This window comes from Mesorhizobium sp. L103C131B0 (genome assembly GCF_000502275.1).
Taxonomy (GTDB): Bacteria; Pseudomonadota; Alphaproteobacteria; order Rhizobiales; family Rhizobiaceae; genus Mesorhizobium.
This window is the reverse complement of sequence record NZ_AYXC01000002.1, coordinates 342,458-364,281: the sequence shown is the minus strand read 5'-3', so window position 1 is coordinate 364,281 and position 21,824 is coordinate 342,458. Positions and strand designations below refer to the sequence as shown.

At 62.9% G+C, this 21,824-nt stretch carries 19 protein-coding genes; 9 read left to right on the top strand and 10 right to left on the bottom strand.

All coding sequences use genetic code 11. The features are described from left to right. The first annotated feature begins 63 nt into the window (after nt 1-63). From X730_RS159380 to X730_RS159395, 4 genes are all read left to right on the top strand, one after another. A complete protein-coding gene (locus X730_RS159380; RefSeq protein WP_023825653.1) occupies nt 64-2,076 on the top strand; it encodes an acetyl/propionyl/methylcrotonyl-CoA carboxylase subunit alpha in 2,013 nt (670 codons plus the stop codon). A gap of 259 nt (nt 2,077-2,335) precedes the next feature. Then, nucleotides 2,336-5,863 (top strand): DNA polymerase III subunit alpha, encoded by a 3,528-nt coding sequence (gene dnaE / locus X730_RS159385; RefSeq protein WP_023688305.1) that lies wholly within the window; start codon nt 2,336-2,338, stop codon nt 5,861-5,863. Nucleotides 5,864-6,032: 169 nt separating this feature from the next. Continuing rightward, nucleotides 6,033-6,431 (top strand): nuclear transport factor 2 family protein, encoded by a 399-nt coding sequence (locus X730_RS159390; RefSeq protein ID WP_023825652.1) that lies wholly within the window; start codon nt 6,033-6,035, stop codon nt 6,429-6,431. A gap of 147 nt (nt 6,432-6,578) precedes the next feature. Beyond that, nucleotides 6,579-7,382: a potassium channel family protein gene (locus tag X730_RS159395; protein ID WP_023701195.1), complete on the top strand. Its 804-nt coding sequence runs from the start codon at nt 6,579-6,581 to the stop codon at nt 7,380-7,382. Between the two features lie 7 nt (nt 7,383-7,389). Here the strand turns inward: X730_RS159395 and X730_RS159400 are convergent, their stop codons facing one another. Then, entirely contained in the window at nt 7,390-8,271 is an 882-nt protein-coding gene (locus X730_RS159400; RefSeq protein ID WP_023701194.1) for a DMT family transporter, read from the bottom strand. 182 nt (nt 8,272-8,453) lie between these two features. Between X730_RS159400 and X730_RS159405 the strand changes: the two genes are divergently transcribed. Continuing rightward, entirely contained in the window at nt 8,454-8,960 is a 507-nt protein-coding gene (locus X730_RS159405; RefSeq protein ID WP_023701193.1) for a hypothetical protein, read from the top strand. 6 nt (nt 8,961-8,966) lie between these two features. On the opposite strand, the gene X730_RS159410 is transcribed toward X730_RS159405, so the two are convergent. Beyond that, nucleotides 8,967-10,295 (bottom strand): DNA polymerase IV, encoded by a 1,329-nt coding sequence (locus tag X730_RS159410; protein ID WP_023825651.1) that lies wholly within the window; start codon nt 10,293-10,295, stop codon nt 8,967-8,969. A gap of 67 nt (nt 10,296-10,362) precedes the next feature. Here X730_RS159410 and X730_RS159415 point away from each other — a divergent pair, with 67 nt between their 5' ends. Both X730_RS159415 and X730_RS159420 read left to right on the top strand, forming a co-directional pair. Then, nucleotides 10,363-10,938, top strand: a complete 576-nt coding sequence (locus tag X730_RS159415; protein WP_023729854.1) for a GNAT family N-acetyltransferase — start codon at nt 10,363-10,365, stop codon at nt 10,936-10,938. A 100-nt stretch (nt 10,939-11,038) separates the two neighbouring features. Further along, nucleotides 11,039-12,526 (top strand): hypothetical protein, encoded by a 1,488-nt coding sequence (locus X730_RS159420; protein ID WP_023710629.1) that lies wholly within the window; start codon nt 11,039-11,041, stop codon nt 12,524-12,526. A gap of 24 nt (nt 12,527-12,550) precedes the next feature. Here X730_RS159420 and X730_RS159425 read toward each other — a convergent pair whose 3' ends face one another. Further along, nucleotides 12,551-13,204, bottom strand: coding sequence for a hypothetical protein (locus X730_RS159425; protein ID WP_023710628.1), 654 nt, complete (start codon nt 13,202-13,204; stop codon nt 12,551-12,553). After that, on the bottom strand, nt 13,201-13,500 hold the full coding sequence (locus tag X730_RS159430; RefSeq protein WP_023729852.1) for a DUF3572 domain-containing protein: 300 nt from the start codon (nt 13,498-13,500) through the stop codon (nt 13,201-13,203). Before X730_RS159430 ends, X730_RS159425 begins: the two co-directional genes overlap by 4 nt. 239 nt (nt 13,501-13,739) lie before the next feature. Here X730_RS159430 and X730_RS159435 point away from each other — a divergent pair, with 239 nt between their 5' ends. Together X730_RS159435 and X730_RS159440 are read left to right on the top strand one after the other, a co-directional pair. Further along, a complete protein-coding gene (locus tag X730_RS159435) occupies nt 13,740-14,111 on the top strand; it encodes a response regulator (protein WP_023667574.1) in 372 nt (123 codons plus the stop codon). A 24-nt stretch (nt 14,112-14,135) separates the two neighbouring features. After that, nucleotides 14,136-15,509: a PleD family two-component system response regulator gene (locus X730_RS159440; RefSeq protein ID WP_023710626.1), complete on the top strand. Its 1,374-nt coding sequence runs from the start codon at nt 14,136-14,138 to the stop codon at nt 15,507-15,509. Nucleotides 15,510-15,918: 409 nt separating this feature from the next. Here X730_RS159440 and rpmG read toward each other — a convergent pair whose 3' ends face one another. The 6 genes from rpmG to rnr all read right to left on the bottom strand — a co-directional run bounded on the left by rpmG (nt 15,919) and on the right by rnr (nt 21,822). Then, complete coding sequence (gene rpmG, locus X730_RS159445) at nt 15,919-16,086, bottom strand: 50S ribosomal protein L33 (protein ID WP_006201775.1); 168 nt, start codon at nt 16,084-16,086, stop codon at nt 15,919-15,921. 322 nt (nt 16,087-16,408) lie between these two features. Further along, a complete protein-coding gene (locus X730_RS159450; protein ID WP_023710625.1) occupies nt 16,409-16,864 on the bottom strand; it encodes a hypothetical protein in 456 nt (151 codons plus the stop codon). Between the two features lie 116 nt (nt 16,865-16,980). Further along, complete coding sequence (locus tag X730_RS159455; RefSeq protein ID WP_023701188.1) at nt 16,981-18,156, bottom strand: MFS transporter; 1,176 nt, start codon at nt 18,154-18,156, stop codon at nt 16,981-16,983. 79 nt (nt 18,157-18,235) lie between these two features. Beyond that, entirely contained in the window at nt 18,236-18,976 is a 741-nt protein-coding gene (locus X730_RS159460; protein WP_023825650.1) for an NUDIX hydrolase, read from the bottom strand. An 87-nt stretch (nt 18,977-19,063) separates the two neighbouring features. Further along, complete coding sequence (locus tag X730_RS159465; RefSeq protein WP_027050375.1) at nt 19,064-19,516, bottom strand: DUF983 domain-containing protein; 453 nt, start codon at nt 19,514-19,516, stop codon at nt 19,064-19,066. Then, nucleotides 19,516-21,822 carry a ribonuclease R gene (gene rnr, locus X730_RS159470; protein WP_023825649.1) on the bottom strand — a complete coding sequence of 769 codons (2,307 nt, stop codon included), beginning with the start codon at nt 21,820-21,822 and terminating at the stop codon, nt 19,516-19,518. The genes X730_RS159465 and rnr overlap by 1 nt, the downstream gene beginning before the upstream one ends. Nucleotides 21,823-21,824 lie beyond the last annotated feature (2 nt).

Sequence of the window (21,824 nt, the reverse complement as noted above, 5' to 3'; positions counted from 1 at the left end):
GCGGTGCTTGAGCCCGGCTGCCGAAGCCCATAAGAAGGACGAAAGACCGAGGAAACGCCTTCGATGTTCACGAAAATCCTGATCGCCAATCGCGGCGAGATTGCTTGCCGCGTCATCAAGACGGCGCGCAGGATGGGGATTGCCACCGTAGCGGTCTATTCCGACGCCGATCGCGACGCCGTGCACGTCGAAATGGCCGACGAAGCCGTGCATATCGGGCCATCGCCGGCCGCGCAAAGCTATCTTCTGCCTGAAAAGATCATCGCTGCCTGCAAGGAGACGGGCGCGCAGGCCGTGCATCCCGGCTACGGTTTTCTGTCGGAGCGGGCCGCCTTCTGCGAAGCGCTTGAGGCTGAGGGCATGGTCTTCATCGGTCCAAAAGCCAAGGCGATCAAGGCGATGGGCGACAAGATCGAATCGAAGAAGTTCGCCAATGCCGCAGAAGTGTCGACGGTACCGGGCTGGCTTGGTGTCATCGAAAATGCCGACCATGCCGAAAAGATCGCCGGCGAGATCGGCTATCCCGTGATGATCAAGGCCTCGGCCGGCGGCGGCGGTAAAGGCATGCGCATTGCCTGGAGCCAGTCGGAAGTGCGCGACGGCTTCGACCGGGCGCGCTCGGAGGCGAAAAGCTCGTTCGGCGACGACCGCGTCTTCATCGAAAAGTTCGTCGTCGATCCGCGTCATATCGAAATCCAGGTGCTGGCCGACGCGCATGGCACCGCCCTCTATCTCGGCGAGCGCGAATGCTCGATCCAGCGCCGGAACCAGAAGGTTGCGGAAGAGGCGCCGTCGCCATTCCTCGATGCCAGGACGCGCAAGGCCATGGGCGAGCAGGCCGTGGCGCTGGCCAAGGCGGTCGACTACCAGAGCGCCGGCACCGTCGAGTTCATCGTCGATGCTGAAAAGAACTTCTATTTCCTTGAAATGAATACACGATTGCAGGTCGAGCATCCGGTGACGGAGCTTGTTACCGGCATCGACCTAGTCGAGCAGATGATCCGTGTCGCCGCCGGCGAGAAGCTGGCGATCGAGCAGAGCGACGTCAAGCTGAACGGCTGGGCGGTGGAAAGCCGGCTCTATGCCGAGGATCCCTATCGCAATTTCCTGCCCTCGATCGGCCGTTTGACGCGCTACCGGCCGCCGGAGGAGGGCACGTTCGGCGACATCGTCATCCGCAACGACACCGGCGTCACCGAAGGTTCCGAGATTTCGATGTTCTATGACCCGATGGTGGCAAAACTCTGCACATGGGCGCCGACACGGCTGGCGGCAATCGACGCCATGTCGGAAGCGCTGGACAGTTTCGTCGTCGACGGCATCGAGCACAACATTCCATTCCTGGCGGCGCTGATGCAGCATCCGCGCTGGCGCGAGGGGCGGATATCGACGGGCTTCATCGCCGAGGAATATCCTGACGGCTTCGCGCCGATCGTGCCCAATGGCGATGAAAAGGCAGTGCTGGCGGCGATCGCCACCGCGGTCGAGCTTCTGCGCCGCGACCGGCTCGACCGGCTGGGCGGGCGGCTGGCGCCGCATTCGGGCGCACTCAAGCGCGATTGGGTGGTGAAGCTCGGCGACGACTATCTCCAGGCTTCGATCATCGAGGGCATGATCTCCATTCCGATGGAAATCGATCTGTCGGTCGATGGCGGCAAAGCGCTGACCGTGGCGTCCGACTGGCGGCCGGGCGACCTCATCTGGCGCGGCACTGTCGGTGCCCGCAAGGTCACGGCGCAGATCATGCCGGCGCCGAACGGCCTGCGCATTGCCTGGAAAGGCATGTCGGTGACGGCGCGCGCCATGCTGCCGCGCACGGCGGAGCTGGAAAGGCTGATGCCGGAGAAGGTGGCGCCGGACACGTCCAAGATGCTGCTTTGCCCGATGCCGGGCCTGGTCGTGTCGATCGCGGTTGCCGAGGGGCAGGAGGTCAAGGCCGGCGAGACGCTGGCCGTGGTCGAGGCGATGAAGATGGAAAACGTGCTGCGCGCCGACCGCGATCTTGTCGTGTCGAAGCTCAACGCCAAGCCGGGTGACAGCCTGGCTGTCGATGCGGTGATCATGGAGTTCGCCTAGAGATTGTTTGGAAATTCTACTCCGGCGGCCATCTGAAGGTGGTTCTGCGCTTCCCGTGCTCACGGACCAATGGCCGCTGCGCTCCGGTTCTCGAAACCACCATCATATGACTCGCCAGTGCGAATTTCGAACAATCTCTGAGCCGTGCGGCTGGGTACGGAAGCCTGTGGTCGGTGGTCATTTGTGCTGGACTGGCATCGCCCGGTCCGGGACAATACATCTCCATCGACTCAAAGCCCTTCGAGCAATTTGAAACATCATGGCGGATGACAAACTTCCACGCGATCCCCTGAGGCGCGAAGCAGCGCTCGCTGCTGCGCGCCCGGAGGCGCCGGCGCGGCCGTTCATCCATCTGCGCGTGCATTCGGCGTATTCGCTGCTCGAGGGCGCCTTGCAGGTCGCCGCCGTTGTCGGTCATGCAGTCAAGGACGAGTGCCCGGCAATCGCAGTCACCGACACAAACAATCTGTTCGGCGCGCTGGAATTTGCCCAGAAGGCGGTGAAGGAAGGCATCCAGCCGATTATCGGTTGCCAGATCGATCTCGCCTTTTCCGGCGAGACCAGCGACGCGCAGCGCGACCGCCGCCGCCATGGTCCGGAGATGCACGCCGTGGTGCTGCTCGCCGCCACCGAGGCCGGCTACAGCAACCTCGTCAGGCTGGTCAGCCAGGTCTATCTGGAGACGCCGCCGGGCGAGCCCGTGCATCTGACGTCAGCAATGCTGGAAGGCCATAGCGATGGCCTGATCTGCCTCAGCGGCGGGCCGCGCGGCCCGATCGGCCGGGCGCTGAAGGAGGATCGCCGAGATCTTGCCGAGACGCGGCTTCTGGCACTCAAGGCGCTGTTCGGCGACCGGCTCTATGTCGAGCTGGACCGTGTTTCCGGTTATGACCGCGCTATCGAGAAATCATCGGTCGACCTTGCCTATATCCATGATCTGCCGCTGGTCGCCACGAATGAGGCGTTCTTCGCCGCCCGCGACGACTATGACGCGCATGATGCTCTGATCGCCATTGCCGAGGGTTCGGTGGTTGCCGCCGACAACCGTCGCCGGCTGACTTCGGACAATTTCCTGCGCAGCCAGGCGGATATGGCGCGGCTGTTCGCCGACCTGCCGGAAGCGATCGACAACACCGTCGAGATCGCGCTGCGCTGTTCCTATTATCCCAAGACCCGCAATCCGATCCTGCCACGCTTTACCGGCGGCGATGTCGCCGACAATGAGGTGGCGCTGAAAGCGGAGGCCGATGAGCTACGCCGGCAGGCGCATGAGGGGCTCGAGGCGCGGCTGGCTGCGCATGGGCCCACTTCCGGCTACACGGTCGAACAATACCGCGAGCGGCTCGATTTCGAACTCTCCATCATCGAGAAGATGAAGTTTCCCGGCTATTTCCTGATCGTCGCCGACTTCATCAAATGGGCCAAGGCGCAAGGCATTCCGGTCGGGCCGGGCCGTGGTTCGGGCGCCGGATCGCTGGTCGCTTATTCCACGACCATCACCGACATCGATCCGCTGCGCTTCTCGCTGCTGTTCGAGCGCTTCCTCAACCCCGACCGCGTGTCGATGCCCGACTTCGACATCGACTTCTGCCAGGACCGGCGCGAAGAGGTCATCCGCTACGTCCAGCAGAAATATGGCCGCGACCAGGTTGGGCAGATCATCACCTTCGGTACGCTGCAGGCGCGCGCGGTGCTGCGCGACGTCGGCCGCGTGCTGCAAATGCCTTACGGCCAAGTCGACAAGCTCTCCAAAATGGTGCCGCAGAACCCCGCCAATCCGGTCAAGCTGGCGGATGCCATCGCCAACGAGCCGCGCTTTGCCGAGGAGGCCGAGAAGGAGCCAATCGTGCAGACGCTGCTCGATATGGCGCAAAAGCTGGAAGGGCTCTACCGCCACGCTTCGACGCACGCCGCCGGCATCGTCATCGGCGACCGGCCCTTGTCGGAACTGGTGCCGATGTACCGCGATCCGCGCTCCGACATGCCGGTCACCCAGTTCAACATGAAATATGTCGAACAGGCCGGGCTGGTGAAGTTCGACTTCCTCGGCCTGAAGACGCTGACCGTGCTGGAGACGGCAGTGAAGCTGATCCGCCGGCGCGGCATCGAGATCGACCTGGCGACGATCCCGCTCGACGACCCTGAAACCTACGCCATGCTGTCGCGCGGCGAAGTGGTCGGTGTGTTCCAGGTGGAAAGTGCCGGTATGCGCAAGGCGCTGATCGGCATGCGGCCCGACTGTATCGAGGACATCATCGCGCTGGTGGCGCTCTACCGCCCCGGCCCGATGGAGAACATCCCGACCTACAACGCCAGAAAGCATGGCGAAGAGGAGATGGCCTCGATCCATCCCAAAATCGACCATCTGGTGAAGGAGACGCAAGGCGTCATCGTCTACCAGGAACAGGTGATGCAGATCGCGCAGGAGCTGTCGGGGTATTCGCTCGGCGAAGCCGACCTGCTGCGCCGCGCCATGGGCAAGAAGATCCGCGCCGAAATGGACAAGCAGCGCGAGCGCTTCGTCACTGGTGCGGTCGAACGCGGCGTCGGCAAGCCGCAGGCCGACTTCATCTTCGACCTTCTGGCCAAGTTCGCCGACTACGGCTTCAACAAATCGCACGCGGCCGCCTACGCCGTCGTGTCCTACCAGACCGCCTATCTCAAGGCGCATTACCCCGTCGAGTTCCTGGCGGCGTCGATGACGCTCGACATGGGCAATACCGACAAACTCGCCGATTTCCGCCAGGATGCGCTGCGTCTCGGCATCGAGGTGGTGGCGCCGTCGGTGATGACCAGCTTCCGCAATTTCGAGGTCGGCGAGAACCGCATTTACTATTCGCTGGCGGCCCTCAAGGGCGTCGGCGACGCTGCGGTCGAGCACATCGTCGCCATGCGCGGCGAAAAGCCGTTCAAGAATCTCGCCGATTTCTGTGAAAGGGTCGATCCCAAGATCGTCGGCAAGCGCGTCTTCGAAAGCCTGATCATGGCCGGCGCGCTCGACTGCTTCGGCCACGACCGCGCCCAGATGATGGCCGGCGTCGAACGGATGATGGGGCTGGCTTCTCTGGCGCAGCAGAATGCCATTTCGGGCCAGCACGACATTTTCGGCGCGTCGCTCGGCGCGCAACAGCAGGCGCTCAATTTGCCGCAGACCGATCCGTGGCTTGCCGCCGACCGGCTGCACCGCGAATTCCAGGTCGTCGGCTTCTATCTTTCGGCGCATCCGCTCGACGAGTACAAGGCGGCCCTGCAGAAGATGCGCGTGCAAAACTGGGGCGAGTTCTCGGCTGCGGTCAAACGCGGTGCCGCCGCGGGCCGGCTCGCCGGCACCGTCACCACCAAGCAGGAGCGCAAGACCCGAACCGGCAACAAGATGGGCGTCATCGCCTTTTCCGACACATCTGGCCAATATGAAGCCGTGCTGTTTTCGGAAGGGTTGGCGCAGTATCGCGATCTGCTCGAGCCCGGACGTTCGGTGGTGATCACCGTTTCGGCCGAGGATAGGCCCGAAGGGGTCAATCTGCGCATCCAGACGGTGCAGTCGCTGGAGGATGAGGCCAGCCGTATCCAGAAGGCGCTGCGCATCTTCGTGCGCGATGCGGCTCCGATCGGCATGCTGGCCGGCCAACTGGCGGTAAAGGGCGAGGGCCAGGTCAGCTTCGTGCTGATCAAGGAAGCCGGGCAAGGTGAGATCGAGATCGAATTGCCCAATCGCTACCGCATCTCGCCGCAGATCGCGTCGGCCATGCGCGCGGTGCCGGGTGTGGTCGAAGTCGAGCTCGTCTAGGCTGCGCTGATATACACGGCAATCGCATCGACGTCGGCCAGTGCATGACGGCATAAAGATGCTCTGGGCCTGACATTGCAGCCGATAGGGCCAGCGTGCGGGGCGTGGTTGACCTGACCTTCCTTTGAACCACATGCGTTGAGCAGAAACTTCAAAGGAACGCACAATCATGCCCAGCCGCGAACGCGTCGAAGCCTTCCTCAAGGAGGTGGTCGAAGGCAGCCACGTCAAAGCGATCGCCGACTTCTACCATGACGATGCCACCATGCAGGAAAATCTCGGCGTCCCGCGGCGCGGCAAGGAAACACTGATGGCGCATGAGCAGGCAGCACTCGACCGGATCGAGAAGATGCACACCCATCCTGTCCAGACATTCCTGGTCGATGGCGACAATGTCGCCATACGCTGGACCTTCGACCGTGTCGACAAGGCCGGCACCGTGCGCCGGCTGGAAGAGGTGGCCCTGCAGCGCTGGCATGGTGACCGGATTGCGGAGGAGCGGTTCGTCTACGACACCGCCTCGGCCTGGCGCCTCGTGGGGCCGGACGGCAAGGTGGTGGAGGGGTGACGATCACCGGGTCAGGTCATGATGAGATTTGGTTGAAATCTCATCATGATCTAACCCTTTGTTGGAGCATGATCTTTTCCAAAACCGGCACCCACTTTTTGGGATCATGCTCTAGACGGCCCCGGCTGGGACCGTTACGCACTTGTGATGAAGGCAGCCGAGAAGGACGGATTGCAGCAAAACTCAGCGATGGCGCGGCTGCGTGACAGGCTGCGCAAGCTCTATCACGGGCGCACGCCGGCGGCGTTCCGGTTTCAACTGGCGGCGGTCATCATCGACCTCGCCATCATCGCCTTCTTCGTTGCCACGCCGGTGCTCCAGGACAAGCCGTCATTCCTGTGGCTCGACTATACCGTCGCCGCATTGGTCGCCGCCGACCTGATTGCCCGGCTGTTAGCCTCCAACGACATGTTGCGGCTGATGAAACAGCCGACATCCTGGGTCGATGTCTTCATCCTTTTGACGCTGCTGATGCCGACGGCGCTGGCAAATCTGGCGTTCCTGCGCATCCTGCGGCTGTGGTCGCTGTCGCGCAGCGGGTCGCTGTGGCGGCATTTCGAAATGCGTGGCTTGAGGCCCTGGCGCGAGGCGAGCCACGCGGTCATCAACCTGTTGACGTTCCTGTTCGTCATCACCGGCTTCGTCTACACCTTCTTCTTCCGCACCGGCGCCGGCCTCGAAAACTACATTGATGCGCTGTATTTCACCGTTGCCACGGTGACGACCACCGGTTTCGGCGACATCGTGCTGCCGGGGATCGCCGGCAAGCTGACCGCGATCGCCACCATGATCATCGGCATCTCGCTGTTCGTCAGACTGGCGACGGCGATTTTTCGACCCGCCAAGGTGTTCTTTCCCTGTCCGCAATGCGGACTGCAACGGCATGAGCCGGACGCCGTGCACTGCAAGGCCTGCGGGCATCTTCTCAACATACCGGATGAGGGGAATTGACCGACCGCTACGAGGCCGCGACCTCGGCCGGCTTTGGCGCCTTGCGCTGCAGGTTGAGCAGGTTGCCCATCAGGATCAGCAGGGCGCCGCCGGCTGTAAAGATGTCGATCTGCTCGCTGTAGAGCAGCCAGCCGATCAGCGCCGACAGCGGCACGCGCAGGAAATCCATCGGTGAAATCACCGTAGCGTCGGCATAGGTGAGGGCACGCGCCATGCAGAAATGCGACGACATGCCGGTGAAGGCAATCAGCAGGATCCATGGCCAGAGTTCGAGCGGTGGGTTGCGCCATTCATAAAGCGCCGGGATCAGGCCGACCACCGACTGGATGATCAGCATCCAGAAGATGATGCGCACGACGCTGTCCGTGCGGGTCAGCGACTTGACCAACACCACCGATACGCCAAAGCACACGGCCGCGCCGAGAACGACGAGGTGACCCGGATCCATGGAGCCGACGCCGGGGCGAACGATGACCACCACGCCGATCAGGCCAAGCACGACCGCCGCAATTTTCGGGCGGGAGAGCCTTTCGCCAAGAAAGGTCACCGCCAGGATCGCGGTCCAGATCGGTGTGGTGAATTCGATCGATATGAGCACCGCAAGCGGGATCAGCGTCAGCGCATAGAGCCATGCCGCCTGGCCCGTATAGTGGATGACATTGCGAGCGATATGGGCCAACGGGCGCTGCGTGAGCATTGCGGCGAATCCGCCGCTCATCATCACCAGCGGCAACAGGATGAAGAAGCCGATTACCGAGCGCAGTTCCAGCACCTGGAAGACGTTGAGCTCGGCGGTGGTTGCGCGGCCGGCGACTGACATCGCCAGAAACGAGGCGATCGACAGCGCCATCCAGAACGCGGCTTTGGGGATCGATGGGGAAGGTGCCATAGGCGCTATGTCGCAAGCCGGGACTTCTATCGCAACCGTTAGGCGACGCATTCGACTGGGCCAGACCGTTGCAAAACAGCCATGCTGGAAGTGGAACCTGACGCAACGGCAGGCGTTGGTTCCCGGTATTGGCCAATTGCTGGACGCATCGTTTCTTCAACATCAACGGGGGAAAGGTTCCGATGAAATCATTCGCGCGGTTTCTGCTAGCCGGCTGCCTGCTAACTGCAAGCGCCGCGGCCCATGCCGACGAGGCGAATTTTCTCAGCTCCTTGCAAGGGAATTTCTCCGGCAAGGGGACAGTCAAGGTCACCACCGACGCACCGACGATGAATGTGTCCTGCACCTTCAATTCAGACGCGACCTCGAGCTCATTGTCGCTTGACGGCAATTGCCGTGGTCTTGTCGTGGTGACGCGCGCCATCAGCGCCAATCTGAAGGCCCGCGGGGCGACGTATACAGGCGTCTATGTCGGGTCGCGCACCGGGCCGGCACAGCTCGCCGGCAGCCGCTCCGGCAACGCGATCAGTCTCGGCATTCGCTGGGCGGCGGAGGTCAATGGTGATCGCAAGGCGCGGTTGACGGTCGAGAAAACCAGCGGCGACGGAATGCGATTGACCGTTACCGACGTCGATCCGAAAACCGGCAAGAACGTGGTGACGAGCCGCATCGATCTCAAGCGTATCTAAGCCGTCTCACTCCTCGATCGGCTCCGGCGGGTTGGCGTTGCGGCCTTTACCGAAGGTGTAGCCGGTTTCCACCGCCTTCTTGCCGAACTTGTCGCGCAGCGTATCGATGGCGCTTTCGGCCATGGCGCGCTTGCGCGAGCCGACGTCGACGAGATCGGGCGGATCGGCCTTCTCGTCATCCGAGAGATCGCTGACACCGATGCCAAGCAGCCGGTACTTTGTCCCGTCCGCCTCCTTGCGCAACAGCTCGAGCCCGGTCTGGAAAATGCGGTCGGCCAGCCGGGTCGGGTCGCCGAGCTGGCGGTTGCGGGTACGCAGCTTGAAATCCTGCGTCTTCAGCTTCAGCACCACCGTGCGCCCGGCAATGCCTGACTTCTTCAGCCGCGCCGAGACCTTTTCCGACAATCCCCTCAACACTGGAACCAGTTCGCCCATTTCAGCTATGTCGGTGTCGAAAGTGGTTTCGGCCGACACACTTTTCGCATCCTGGTGGGGATCGACACGGCGGTCGTCCTGGCCGCGCGAGAGATGGTAGAGCCGGGTGCCCATCACGCCATAGCGGCGCATAAGATCGGCGCGCTCCATGCGCTGCAACTGGGCGATGCTGCGGATGCCGTCGCGTTCGAGCGTTGCGGCAAAAGCCTTGCCGACGCCCCAGATCAGCGTCACTGGCTGTTCGGCCAGGAAACCCAGCGCCTCGGCTTCGCCGATCACCGAAAAGCCTCGCGGCTTGCGGAAATCGGAGGCAACCTTGGCCAGGAACTTGCAGTAGGAAAGGCCGGCCGAAACGGTGATGCCGATTTCCTTTTCGACGGTCTGCGCAAAGCGCGCCAGCACCACCGCCGGAGGCATGCCGTGCAGGCGCTCGGTGCCGGCGAGGTCGAGAAACGCCTCATCGATGGAGAGCGGTTCGACCAGCGGCGTCAGCGCCTGCATCAAGGCGCGGACCTCGCGGCCGACGCGGACGTATTTCTCCATGTTGGGTGGAATCACGACCGCTTCCGGACAGGCTTCGAGCGCCTTGAACATCGGCATTGCCGAGCGCACCCCCTGGATGCGGGCGATGTAGCAGGCGGTGGAGACGACGCCGCGCTTGCCGCCGCCGATGATCAGCGGCTTGTCCTTCAGCGCCGGATTGTCGCGCTTTTCGATCGCCGCATAGAAGGCGTCGCAATCGATATGCGCCAGATGCAGCTGGTAGAGCTCGGGATGGCGGGTGAGTCGAGGGCTGCCGCAACGCTCACAGCGCCTGGTATCGCTGCGCTGAAAGGTCAGGCAGTCGCGGCAAAAACCGTGCTCGGGATTGTTGACAGGGGCCGCCATCGCTGCGAACATAAAGAGAACAGATGCAATGGTACGTCAGGACGGAAGCCGCCACAAGCGGTTAGCCGGGAGATAACTCATGAGCACGACCATAGCGCCGCTGGCGCCCGACCTGTGGGCGGATTTCGAGGATCTTTTCGGCAAGCAGGGCGCCTGTTACGGGTGCTGGTGCACGCATTTCCGGATGGCGCCGGCGGTCCGGCGGGCCAGCGACAAACAGCGCAACAAGGATCATATCAAGGCGCGCATCGAGGCAGGGCCGCCGCCGGGGCTTTTGGCTTTCGAGGACGGCATAGCGGTCGGCTGGATGCAGATCGGCCCGCGCGCCGACGTGCCCGAATGGAACAATCGGGGCAGGGGCTCGGCGCCGGTCGATCCAACCGACGCCGTAGATCCCGGCGTCTGGGCCATCTCCTGCTTCTTCATCCGCGCCAGCGCGCGCGGCCGGGGCGTCAGCCACCGCCTAGTCGAGGGCGGCATCGCTTTTGCCCGCCAGAACAAGGCGCGGCTGGTCGAGGCGTGTCCGATCGACGTGTCGCGCGATTCGCGTTCGATCGGGCTATTCGTCGGCTCGTCGCGTGTGTTCGAAAAGGCCGGCTTCGAGCGGCTCCTCGAACGCAAGGCCGGCCGGCCGCTGATGCGGCTTGTGCTGTAGTCTAATTACCCGTCGGCGTTTGTTGATGTCCTGTGGAAACTGTAGGTTGGTTTCATAGCAGACGAACGAAGCGTTCCTTTTTGGTCAAATGGAGAATTTTGTGAACCGTGTCTTGCCGCTTGCTTTCCTTCTCGCCCTCAGCGCTCCTGCCTTTGGCCAGGCTGTCGATGCCCAAGGTGCCAAGCAACTTTCCGATGAGCTCTCTCGCTATGTCGGCAAACAGGCGCTCAATGAAGGCATTTTGAAGATCTCAGCCGAGGAGGGTGCCTACAAGATCACCTTCGATGTGAAGGCGCTTGTGGCGAAGATGCCGAAGCAGGATCTGAAGCGGTTCGATTTCCCGCCCGTCACGCTGCGGGTCAAACCGCGCAGCGACGGAGGCTGGGATGTCGCCTCGGATTTCTCTACGACTGGGTCCATCGAGGTAAATGGCCCAAATGGCCTGAACACCGGGCAAATCGTTGTCAAGGATGGCAAGTTCACGGGCGTCTATGACCCGAAACTGGCGGCATTTACCAGTGGCACCAGTTCGATTGCGGGCATGACGATGACGTCGCGCCAAGTCAGTCAATTGACCAATTTGAGCGTGGGGCTGGGCTCTTCCAAATTTGACGCCAGCAAGTCGGCTAACGGCGGCGTCGATCTTAATTTCACACAGGCGATGGCGGACTTCGTCGAAACGGTCAAAATCGATGACCGGTCAATCGCAGCGCTCCGGGCACCGGAGCTCGCTGTGAACGTGACCGCTAAGGCCATTCAGACCAAGCCGCTTCTGGATCTTTTGGCGTTCGCCGTCGCCCATGAGGACGAGGCCCGGCTGAAGGCCGATCAAGCAGAGTTCAAAACGCTTCTGCTCGGTGCGCTGCCGCTATGGGAACGGATCGATGGGACCTACGCATTCAAAAACCTTGCCATTGAAACATATGCCGGCAATTTCGGCGCGGCGCAGCTGAACACCGTTGTCGGCATGGACGGCATCACCAAGGACGGCAAGATCAGCTACGCATTCAAGGTTTCCGGCCTGACAATACCGCAGCAGATGCTGCCCAGTTGGACCGTTGCGTTGCTGCCGACGGATCTCGACCTGAATTTCGGCGGCGCCAACATCGATCTCGACAGTATGGCTCGGAAAACCATAGAAACCCTCGATTTCAGTAAGGATCCACCGCTTCCGGCAGATTTCGGCGATGAGATTTCCGCCGATTTCTTGGCCAAGACACCAAAGTTCGTGCTTGGACACAGCACGGTCAAGAATGGTGACATTGAGGTCGCCATGGAAGGCGAAATGACCTTCCCCGACAAGAAGCCCGATGCCAACGTGACGATCGACGTGACCGGCTACGACAAGATCGTGGCAAGCCTGCAGGAGGCGGCGAAGACGGACCCGCAGGCCTCGCAGGCTTTTACCGGCGCGCTGGCCATCAAGGGATTCGCCAAGACGCTGCCGGGCGGTCGTATCGAATGGGTGATCAACGCCAGGCACGACGGGTCGGTGACGGTCAACGGCGCCATGCTGAAGGGGCCTGATCCGGTCGTGGAAGACAACACCGATCAGGATGCGAGCCCTGGGACAGCAACGAAGCCCTGAGCGCTGGACTCAGAGGCGACTAACTCAGAGCCCGAGCGCGCTTGCGATCTTCGGCGCGGCCTCGTGCCAGTCCTCGACGGAGATGACGTCGTCCGGCACCGGCGGCAGGAAGGCGCGCAGCGAATTGTCGGCCATCAGGTGGAAGAGATGGGCGTCGGCAACCGAGTTGCGTGCCGAGATGAGGTTGGCGGGCTGGTCGTCGACAAAGACCACCGGCCGGCCCTTGCTACCACGCAACTTGGCCACCGCCGGTCCCTTGGCCATCTCGGTGGTCAACAGCGGATAGGGCAGCCCGAGCGCATCGAGATGAGCGCGGCGCGCCGCGCGATGCCGATGCGGCATGGCGGTCAAAAGGACGATCTCGGCGCGGTCGCCGAGGCTGGCAAGCGCTTGTTCGGCACCGTCGGTGACGCTCTGCCAGTCGGCCTGCGTATCGAAGAAATCTCCGAGAAGTGCCGTCACCTCCGGCTGTTCGATCAGCCGGCCGCTCGCCGTTTCGGCAATGTTGCCGGTGAGACGGAACGAGGCCAGCGTCAGGCCGAAGCCGCGCGATTTCAGGAAATGCGGAAACGGCCGGATGAATTCGAGCACGACATCGTCGACATCGAGGATCAGCAGAGGCCGGTCGTCGGCTGCAAGTTCGGCGATCTGGCGTGCCGTCTCGGGATCGTCGCTCATATCGAATGCTCATGGTCCTCGCCGCCAAGAGGCAGCGCGCGCAACGCCTTGCCGACTGAGGCAGGCGGGGTGCCGGTTTCCTCGGCAAAGCGCAGCAAGGTCGGCTCGTGGGCGAGGATGAACTGCAGCACGCCCGCAAGGAATCCCGGTTCGGCCGCGGCGCGGCGGATGGCGGACGCCTCGATGCCGGTGATGGCCAGGAAGCGCGGCAGGAGTTCGGGGTCGGCGGCGACGAAGCCCAGTGCCTTCACGGCAATGGTTTCCGCTTCCTCGCGCATTGACGCTGCGTTTGCCATCACTACTTTCTCGTTGCGGAAATGAGTCTCTTTTCCGCAGTAATCGCAAGCGTCGCCTGCGGCAAGCCACAGCCCCGATCCAATGTGGTTTTCGAGGTGGAATCCGAATGGCTTTTGCCGCTTCGGGTTTCCATTTCGTCAATCATATTGCCTTAAGAGTGAGCGAGGGTTTGGTGTGCTTCGACAAGGGCGCATAGCGGCAGGGCTTCGGGCAGAAGCCTGGCCGGGACGGGAAATCGATGCCTAAGAAGGTCATGATCGTCGAGGACAACGAGCTCAATATGAAGCTCTTTCGCGACCTCATCGAAGCCAGCGGTTATGAAACGGTGCGCACGCGCAACGGGCTCGAGGCGCTCGATCTGGCGCGCCAGCACAGGCCCGACCTGATCCTGATGGACATCCAGCTGCCCGAAGTGTCGGGGCTGGAAGTGACGAAATGGCTGAAGGAGGACGACGACCTCCATTCCATTCCGGTCATCGCCGTCACCGCCTTCGCCATGAAGGGCGACGAGGAACGCATTCGCCAGGGCGGTTGCGAGGCCTACATCTCCAAGCCGATCTCGGTGCCGCGTTTCATCGAGACCATCAAATCCTATCTCGGTGATGCCTGATGCCTTCAGCCGGAGCCTTGTGACATGACCGCGCGGATCCTCGTCGTCGACGACATCCCTGCCAATGTCAAACTTCTCGAGGTTCGGCTGCTGGCCGAATATTTCGAGGTGTTGACGGCCTTCAACGGGCCGGACGCGATCGAGACCTGCGAAAACGGCAAGGTCGATGTCGTGCTGCTCGACGTGATGATGCCCGGCATGGACGGGTTCGAGGTCTGCAAGCGGCTGAAAAGCGATCCGGCGACCGCGCATATACCGGTGGTCATGGTGACCGCGCTGGGCCACGTTGCCGACCGGGTGCGCGGCCTCGAGGCAGGCGCCGACGACTTTCTCACCAAGCCGGTCAACGATCTGCAGCTGATGACGCGGGTGAAGAGCCTGGTCAGGCTGAAGTCGCTGACCGACGAGCTGCGGCTGCGCGCATCGACCACCCGCAACATCGGCATCGAGGCGCTGTTGAGCCGCAGCTTCGCGTCGGAGGACGCCACGCCGAAGGTGCTGTTGATCGACGAGCGCAAATCGTCGTTCGAGCGCATCCAGAAAATGCTGCGCGGCAGCGCCGAGCTCGACATTGCGACCGATCCGCATGCCGGCTTCTTCCAAGCCGCCGAGGCGCCCTATGAGTGCGTGCTGATCTCGACCGGTTTTGCCGATTTCGATCCGCTGCGGTTGTGTTCGCAATTTCGTTCGCTCGACCGCACCCGCTTCCTGCCGATCATCCTGATTGCCGATGGAGGCGAGGAGGGGCGCATCATTCGCGGGCTCGAGCTCGGCATCAACGACTATCTGATGCGGCCGATCGACCAGCAGGAGCTGACGGCGCGGCTGCGCACGCAGGTGCGCCGCAAGCGCTACAACGACCAGCTGCGCGCCAGCGTCACCCAGACCATCGAGATGGCGGTGACCGACGCATTGACCGGCCTGCACAACCGCCGCTACCTCGACAGCCATTTGCAGACGCTGTTCGACCGCGCCGTGGCGCGGCGGCGGCCTCTGTCGGTGATGATCACCGATCTGGACCGCTTCAAGACCGTCAATGACTCGCATGGCCATGATGGCGGCGACGATGTGCTGCGCGAGTTCGCAAGGCGGCTGCGCAAGAACGTCAGGGGTATCGACCTTGCCTGCCGCTTCGGCGGCGAGGAATTCGTCGTTGTGATGCCGGACACGGACGGCGCGGTGGCGGAGAAAGTTGCCGAGCGCATTCGCGCTGAAATCGCCCAGCTGCCGTTTGCCATCGGCCCTGAAGGCAAGGCGATCGAAGTCACGGTCAGCGTCGGCGTGTCATCGGTTCTGAAGGGCGCGGACACGGTCGCGGCGTTGATGAAACGTGCCGACGTGGCGCTCTACGAAGCCAAAAGTGGCGGCCGCAACCGGGTCGTCGCCAAGGCAGCGTAGGCTAGACCACCGATTATGCAGTCAATCGGACAGGGTTAGGAATTTACCTTAATCCAAGCGATTCGGCAGGCTTGGTTAAGAAACTATTGATTTTCAAACATTGTTGCGCAAATGTGCGGTGCAAGAACAAGGGCGATGCGGGCACGAGGGTAGACAGCCGCATCGCTTCGCCGAATACCCCATGATGCTCAGGTCCGCCGCATCTCCTGGGTCCGTGGGGTCGGCCGGCCGGCGCTGGCACATAGTGGCCTCCTCGTACCGCTGCCATACGCCGACCGGCCCCCTTTTTTGCCAAAAAATGAGATGAGCACTTCGCGCCAAACAGCGGAGGGTTCTGGCTTTTCGGGGCCTTGAATCAAAAACGCCGCCCGAAGGGGCGGCGCTTTTGACAGAGCGTATGAAAACCAGATTACTTGATCTTGGTTTCCTTGAACTCGACATGCTTCTTGGCGACCGGGTCGTATTTGCGGAACGACAGCTTGTCGGTCTTGGTACGGCTGTTCTTGCTGGTCACGTAGAAGAAACCGGTGTCGGCGGTCGACAGAAGCTTGATCTTGATGTTTGCGGCTTTGGCCATTGTATCAGTCCGTTATGTTCGTGGGGTTTTGGCCGCTGGAGCGGGGGAAAACACCCGGACGCGGGAAACTTGGCGCGACACATAAAGAACGTGCCCGGAAAGTCAAGCCCGGCGCGGCCGCCGTGTCGTAAGCACATGAGTTGTCCGGATTAGGTAGCACATGAGTTGTCCGTTTTATCACCGGCTCGATGGAGGCTGAGGCTCAGGGCGTTCGAATCTCGAAAACCAAGCAATTGGCTTTTCGTCCGCTACGAGGCCGCTTCTCACCCCACAAGGAGAGAAGGTAAGGTCGCTGTTGCTCGCCCTCAGCGGGGCCGGATTTCTAGGCTTCTTCCTTAACTGGAAGCGCTTTTTTCCAGTCCCCGGTGGTGTTCCACCAGCGATTCGGATTGGCGCGGTCGTCCAGGCCCTTGGAGCGGCTGGCGAGGATCGGCTGGATGCGGATCACCGGCTCCTGGTAGGAATGCGCCTGGAAAATCGCCTCGACGACGCGGGCGGCGAGCACCTGGTCGTCGGGCAACTCGAACGAGACCTCGACGGTGCCGGGGCGGCGGCGCAGTTCGGTTTCGACGCCGGCGGCTGCACCTTCCAGCGGTCGGTAGCGTTCGATGCCGTGCGCCGTTTGATAGGCGTTGCGGTCGTATTTGCCCATTGCCAGCGGCGCGATCGCGACCACGGCGTCCATGATGCGGTCGACATCGGTTGCCGGGGCCTGGAAGCTGACAAGCAGCAGAAGCGTCATGCGCAGAGATGTGGTTTCAAAGCCGCTGTCGATCATCGCCGTATCCTCAAACTCGGGTTTTTTGGGACACCCTTTTAGCTGAGGTCTCCTGACACGGTTCTGTCAGCAGCGGCGACATCCCGTCAGGATTGCGCAGGCTGGCGACGGACAGGCTACCAGATCTTGCGGACCAGCCTGGCGCTGACCAAGGCGATATAGGCGGCAAAGAACAGGCCGAGCGACCAGCCGAAGCCGGAGGGCCCGAAGGCATCCATGCCGATGCCGATCGCCTGCGGGCCAAGCACCATGCCGACGCCGTAGCAGAGCACGAAGGCGGCATTGGCCGAGGCCAGTTCATGGCCGGAGAGCTGCGAGCCCAGATGGGCAAGGCCGATCGTGTACATGGCGGCCACCACGCCGCCCCAGACAAACAGAAGCGCCGCCATAAGGTGCCAATTGCCGGCGAAGAACGGCATGAAGATGGTGCCGGCAAGTCCGACCGTGGCACAGGCCAAAAGCAGATAGCGGCGGTCTGAGACGCGGTCGCTGATCATGCCGATAGGGATCTGCAACAGCACGTTGCCGAGGCCGATCATGGTGAGCAGGAGGGCTGCATCCGCCTCGGAATAGCCGATGCGGTTGCCATAGACGGGGAACAGCGCAAAGCCGCCGGTCTCGACGGCGCCGAACACCAGCACGGCGGCGGTCGCTGTCGGCACCAGCCAGATGTAGCGCAGGAAGTTGCTGGTTTCGCCGTCAACCACGATTGTGGGACTTTCATTCCGTGCGGCCAGCACCGGGATTGCGGCCAGCGCGACCAGGACGATGATGACGCCGAACGGCAAGAAGCCGGTGCTGCCGATATGGGCGAAGATCCATGGCCCGGCGGCGAAGCCGAGCGACAGCACGGTGGCGTAGATGCCGAGCACCAGGCCGCGCCGGCGCGGCGGGGCCGAGGTGCTGATCCAGAATTCCGACAGGATGAACAGCACCGTCAGCGCGATGTGCAGCACGATGCGTAGTGGGAACCACATCCAGAAGTCCGGCGCGAAGTGGAAGCCGACAAAGGCGAGCGCGCCGGCGGCGATCATGGCGATCATCGTCCAGGCGACGCCGAAGCGCATCGCCAGCGGCGTGGCCAGCGGGGCGCCGGCGATCGAGGCGAGGCCGGCGACCGCGGTGTTGAGGCCGATCATCGATGCCGAGTGGCCGCGGCTCTCGAGAATAACGCTGAGCAGCGGCATGCCGAGGCCTATGGCGATGCCGACGACGCTGATCGACGAGATCGCGGCGATCATCGGTAGCCAATGTACGCGCTCGTCGCCCTCTTGCTGGGTATCGACCGTCATGTGATGCCTGAATACTCTGTCTGTTTGATATTGCGCAATTCCGGACGGAAAACCGCGTCACACTTTTCCTGGAATTGCTCTAAAGAATTTCGCGAACGAAGCGGTTGCGGACAAGCCGGTAGAACGGCACGGACCCACCGGGTCGCAGGCGCGGATCGCCGGCAAGCCGCGTCTCCAGCTCCTGCAAGATCGTTCGGGTGATGTCGGGGATATCGGCCTCTCTGGCCTTGGCAAGCGGCAGCCAGACCAGTTCTTCCAGCTCATTGGTCGGGCCGCCACCCGGCAGTTCCACGGCGACATCGCTGCGCCAGGCGCTGAAGAAGCGGGTGTCGAAACGACGCACGCGATTGGGCGGGGTGATGGCGCGGGCAATGAAGCGCAGCGGCGCCAGCGAAGGCTGGACGCCGTGCTCGACAAAGCCCTGCCAGTCGCGTTTGTCGGTTGCGAACGAGCCTTTGCGGCCGATGAGCAGGCCGGCTTCCTCATAAGTCTCGCGGATGGCCGAGAGCGCGATGGCACGGGCCCGCGACGGGCTGATGCGGCCGACGCCGGCGGTCAGCCTGGCTTCTTCCTCCGGAAGCAATGGGGTGGCAACGGCAATGCGGCTGTCGGCCGAATCGGTGCGGCCGCCGGGAAAGACGAACTTGCCGGGCATGAAGGCGTGGCCTGCATGGCGCCGGCCCATCAGCACCAGAATCTCGTCGTCCTCGCGGTCGAGCAGGATCAGGGTGGCGGCATCGCGCGGGCGTATGGGCAGGCCGCTGTGGGCGGCTGCGCCACGGTCCATCCTGCTGACTTCCGCCTTGGTCATACCTTCCATGCGCAGGACCTAGCGGAAACTTCTGGCAAACGAAAGTGGCCTTTCACGGTCGGCATGTTGCGCCAGGCGACATTGCCCTGACGCAAACTAGGTTCCGGGATGCGGCTCGGTGCCGTCTTTTTCGCCGCCGAAGCCGTGCATATAGAGCGCCCATTGCAGTCCGATGACGGCGCCCTTGACCGGTTGCAGCAGAGCGACCGACAGCACGATGGTCAACGGCACCCAAATGGCGATGTGCTGCCACATGGAGAGCGTCGACGTCGCCTCGACGCCCATGAAGGCGCCGAGAACGATGTGGCCGACGATGACGATGACGAGATAAGCGGGCAGGTCGTCGGCGCGGTGGTGGTGGAACTCCTCACCGCACGCGGCGCATTTGTCGACGCTTTTGGTGAAGCCGGCGAATAACCTGCCTTCGCCGCAATGCGGGCAGCGGCCAAGGGCGCCGCGCTTCATCGCCGTCCACAGCGGGCGGGCGACTCGGCCCGAATGATGTTCGCCGCCGAAAACCTGCTTCTGGATTCCCATTTCGCTTGCCATTATCGTCTCCTGCCGCGCGACCCCGGGCGCGATTGCGACGCGCGGGCGCGGCCTTTTGCCTTGTGAAACGACCGTTTGGAGCCGGGCAGGGGCTTCGGGTCGGTCAGCATCTCGAAACGCATCGCGCCGGCCATAGGCGCCACCTCGATCAGGCGAACCTCGACGCGGTCGGCAAGCTGATAGCCCTTGCCGGTGCGTTCTCCGAACAGCGATCGCGCGGTTTCGTCATATATATAGTAATCGCCATCCAGACTTGACACCGGGATGAAGCCATCTGCGCCAAACTGCGGCAATTGGACAAATAGTCCCGATTTGGTGACGCCCGAAATGCGGGCGTCGAAGCGGCCGTCGATGCGCTCGGCGAGGTAGGCGGCGATCAGCCGGTCGACGGTGTCGCGCTCGGCCGCCATGGCGCGGCGCTCGGTGCCCGAGATCAGCACCGCGACGTCTTCCAGCCGCGTCTCTTCGTCCTGCGTCAGCCCGCCGGGGCCGAGCCCAAGTGCGGCAATCAGCCCGCGATGCACGATCAGATCGGCATAGCGGCGGATCGGCGAGGTGAAATGCGCGTAGCGCTTCAGGTTGAGGCCGAAATGGCCGATGTTCTTGGGCGAATATTCGGCCTGACTCTGCGAGCGCAGCACCACTTCGTTGACCAGCCCCTCATTGTCGGCGCCACGCACGCGCTCGAGAATGCCGTTGAACTGGGCGGGCCGCATCTGCGCGCCACGCGCCAGCGACAGGCCGAGCGACTGCAGGAACTCGCGCAGCGATTCCTGCTTGGCCAGCGACGGCGCATCGTGGACGCGGTAGACCAGCGCCTGCTTCTTCGCTTCCAGCGTTTCGGCGGCGGCGACATTGGCCTGGATCATGAATTCTTCGATCAGCTTGTGGGCGTCGAGCCGCTCCGGGACGATGACGCGGTCGACGGTGCCGTCCGGCTTGAGCAGGATCTTGCGCTCCGGCAGATCAAGCTCGAGCGGCTGGCGGCCATCGCGGCCGCGCTTCAGGATGGCGTAGGCGTCCCACAGCGGCTTCAGCACCGTATCGAGGATCGGGCCGGTCTTGTCGTCAGGAAGGCCGTCTATCGCGGCCTGGGCCTGCGGATAGGCGAGCTTGGCCGCCGATTTCATCATGACGCGGTGGAAGGTGTGACGCAGCTTGCGGCCATCGGTGGCAAAAATCATGCGCACGGCAAGCGCGGGACGGTCTTGGCCTTCGCGCAGCGAGCACAGGTCGTTGGAGATGCGCTCTGGCAGCATCGGCACGACGCGGTCGGGGAAATAGACAGAATTGCCGCGTTTCAGCGCCTCGCGATCGAGTGCGGTGCCATAGCGGACATAGGCTGCAACATCGGCGATCGCCACCGTGGCGATCACGCCGCCGGGGTTCTTCTCGTCGAGGTCGGGCGTGGCGAAGACGGCGTCGTCATGGTCCTTGGCGTCGGCCGGGTCGATGGTCACCAGCGGCAGGTCGCGCCAGTCCTCGCGGTGAGCAAGCGTCGCCGGTTTTACCGCCTCGGATTCGGCGATGACGTCGGCCGGGAAGATATGCGGAATGTCGTGCGCGTGGATGGCGATCATCGAGACCGCCTTTTCGCTGGTCAGCGACCCCAGCACCGCCAGCACTTTTGCGCGCGGCAAACCATACCGGGAGGCCCCCGCGGGCTCGACCTCGACAAGGTCGCCGTTCCTGGCGCCGTTCTGGAATTCCTTGTCGACGATCAGTTCGGGCTGGCGACGTTCGACCGGCTCGATTCGGAAGGTGCCGTCCCTCAGGATACGGAAGACGCCCAGCACGGCATCTGTCCGCTTCTCGAAAATCTTCATTACGCGGCCGGTATAGGCAGGCCCGGTCGCCTCGTCGGTCGGGAAGGTCTTGGCCAGCACACGGTCGCCGATGCCCGGCTGCGGGCCATTGCCGCCGCGCGAGACGCGGATCGAGACGACGGGCGGTTCGCCGGTGCCTACGGGCTCGGCAGGATGCGCCAGCAGGATGCCGTCGCCATCGCGGCCAAAAATGTCGAGTACGGCGACATGCGACAAGGCGCCGACACGGGCCAGCCGTTTGCGCTCCTTGGTCAGGATGCCTTCGTCCTGCAGGTCGCGCAGGATGTCCTTCAGCCAAATGCGGTCGTCGCCGCGCAAGGCAAACGCCTTGGCGATGTCGCGTTTTCCCGCGCGGTCGGGGTTCTCGGCGATGTAGCGCAGGATTTCGTCACGCGACGGCCTGTAGTCGTCCTTGACCTTGGCCCTCGTGTCGGCGGTGCGCGGATCGCCGTGGCTTCTACCGGTGATCCTGCGCGCCACTC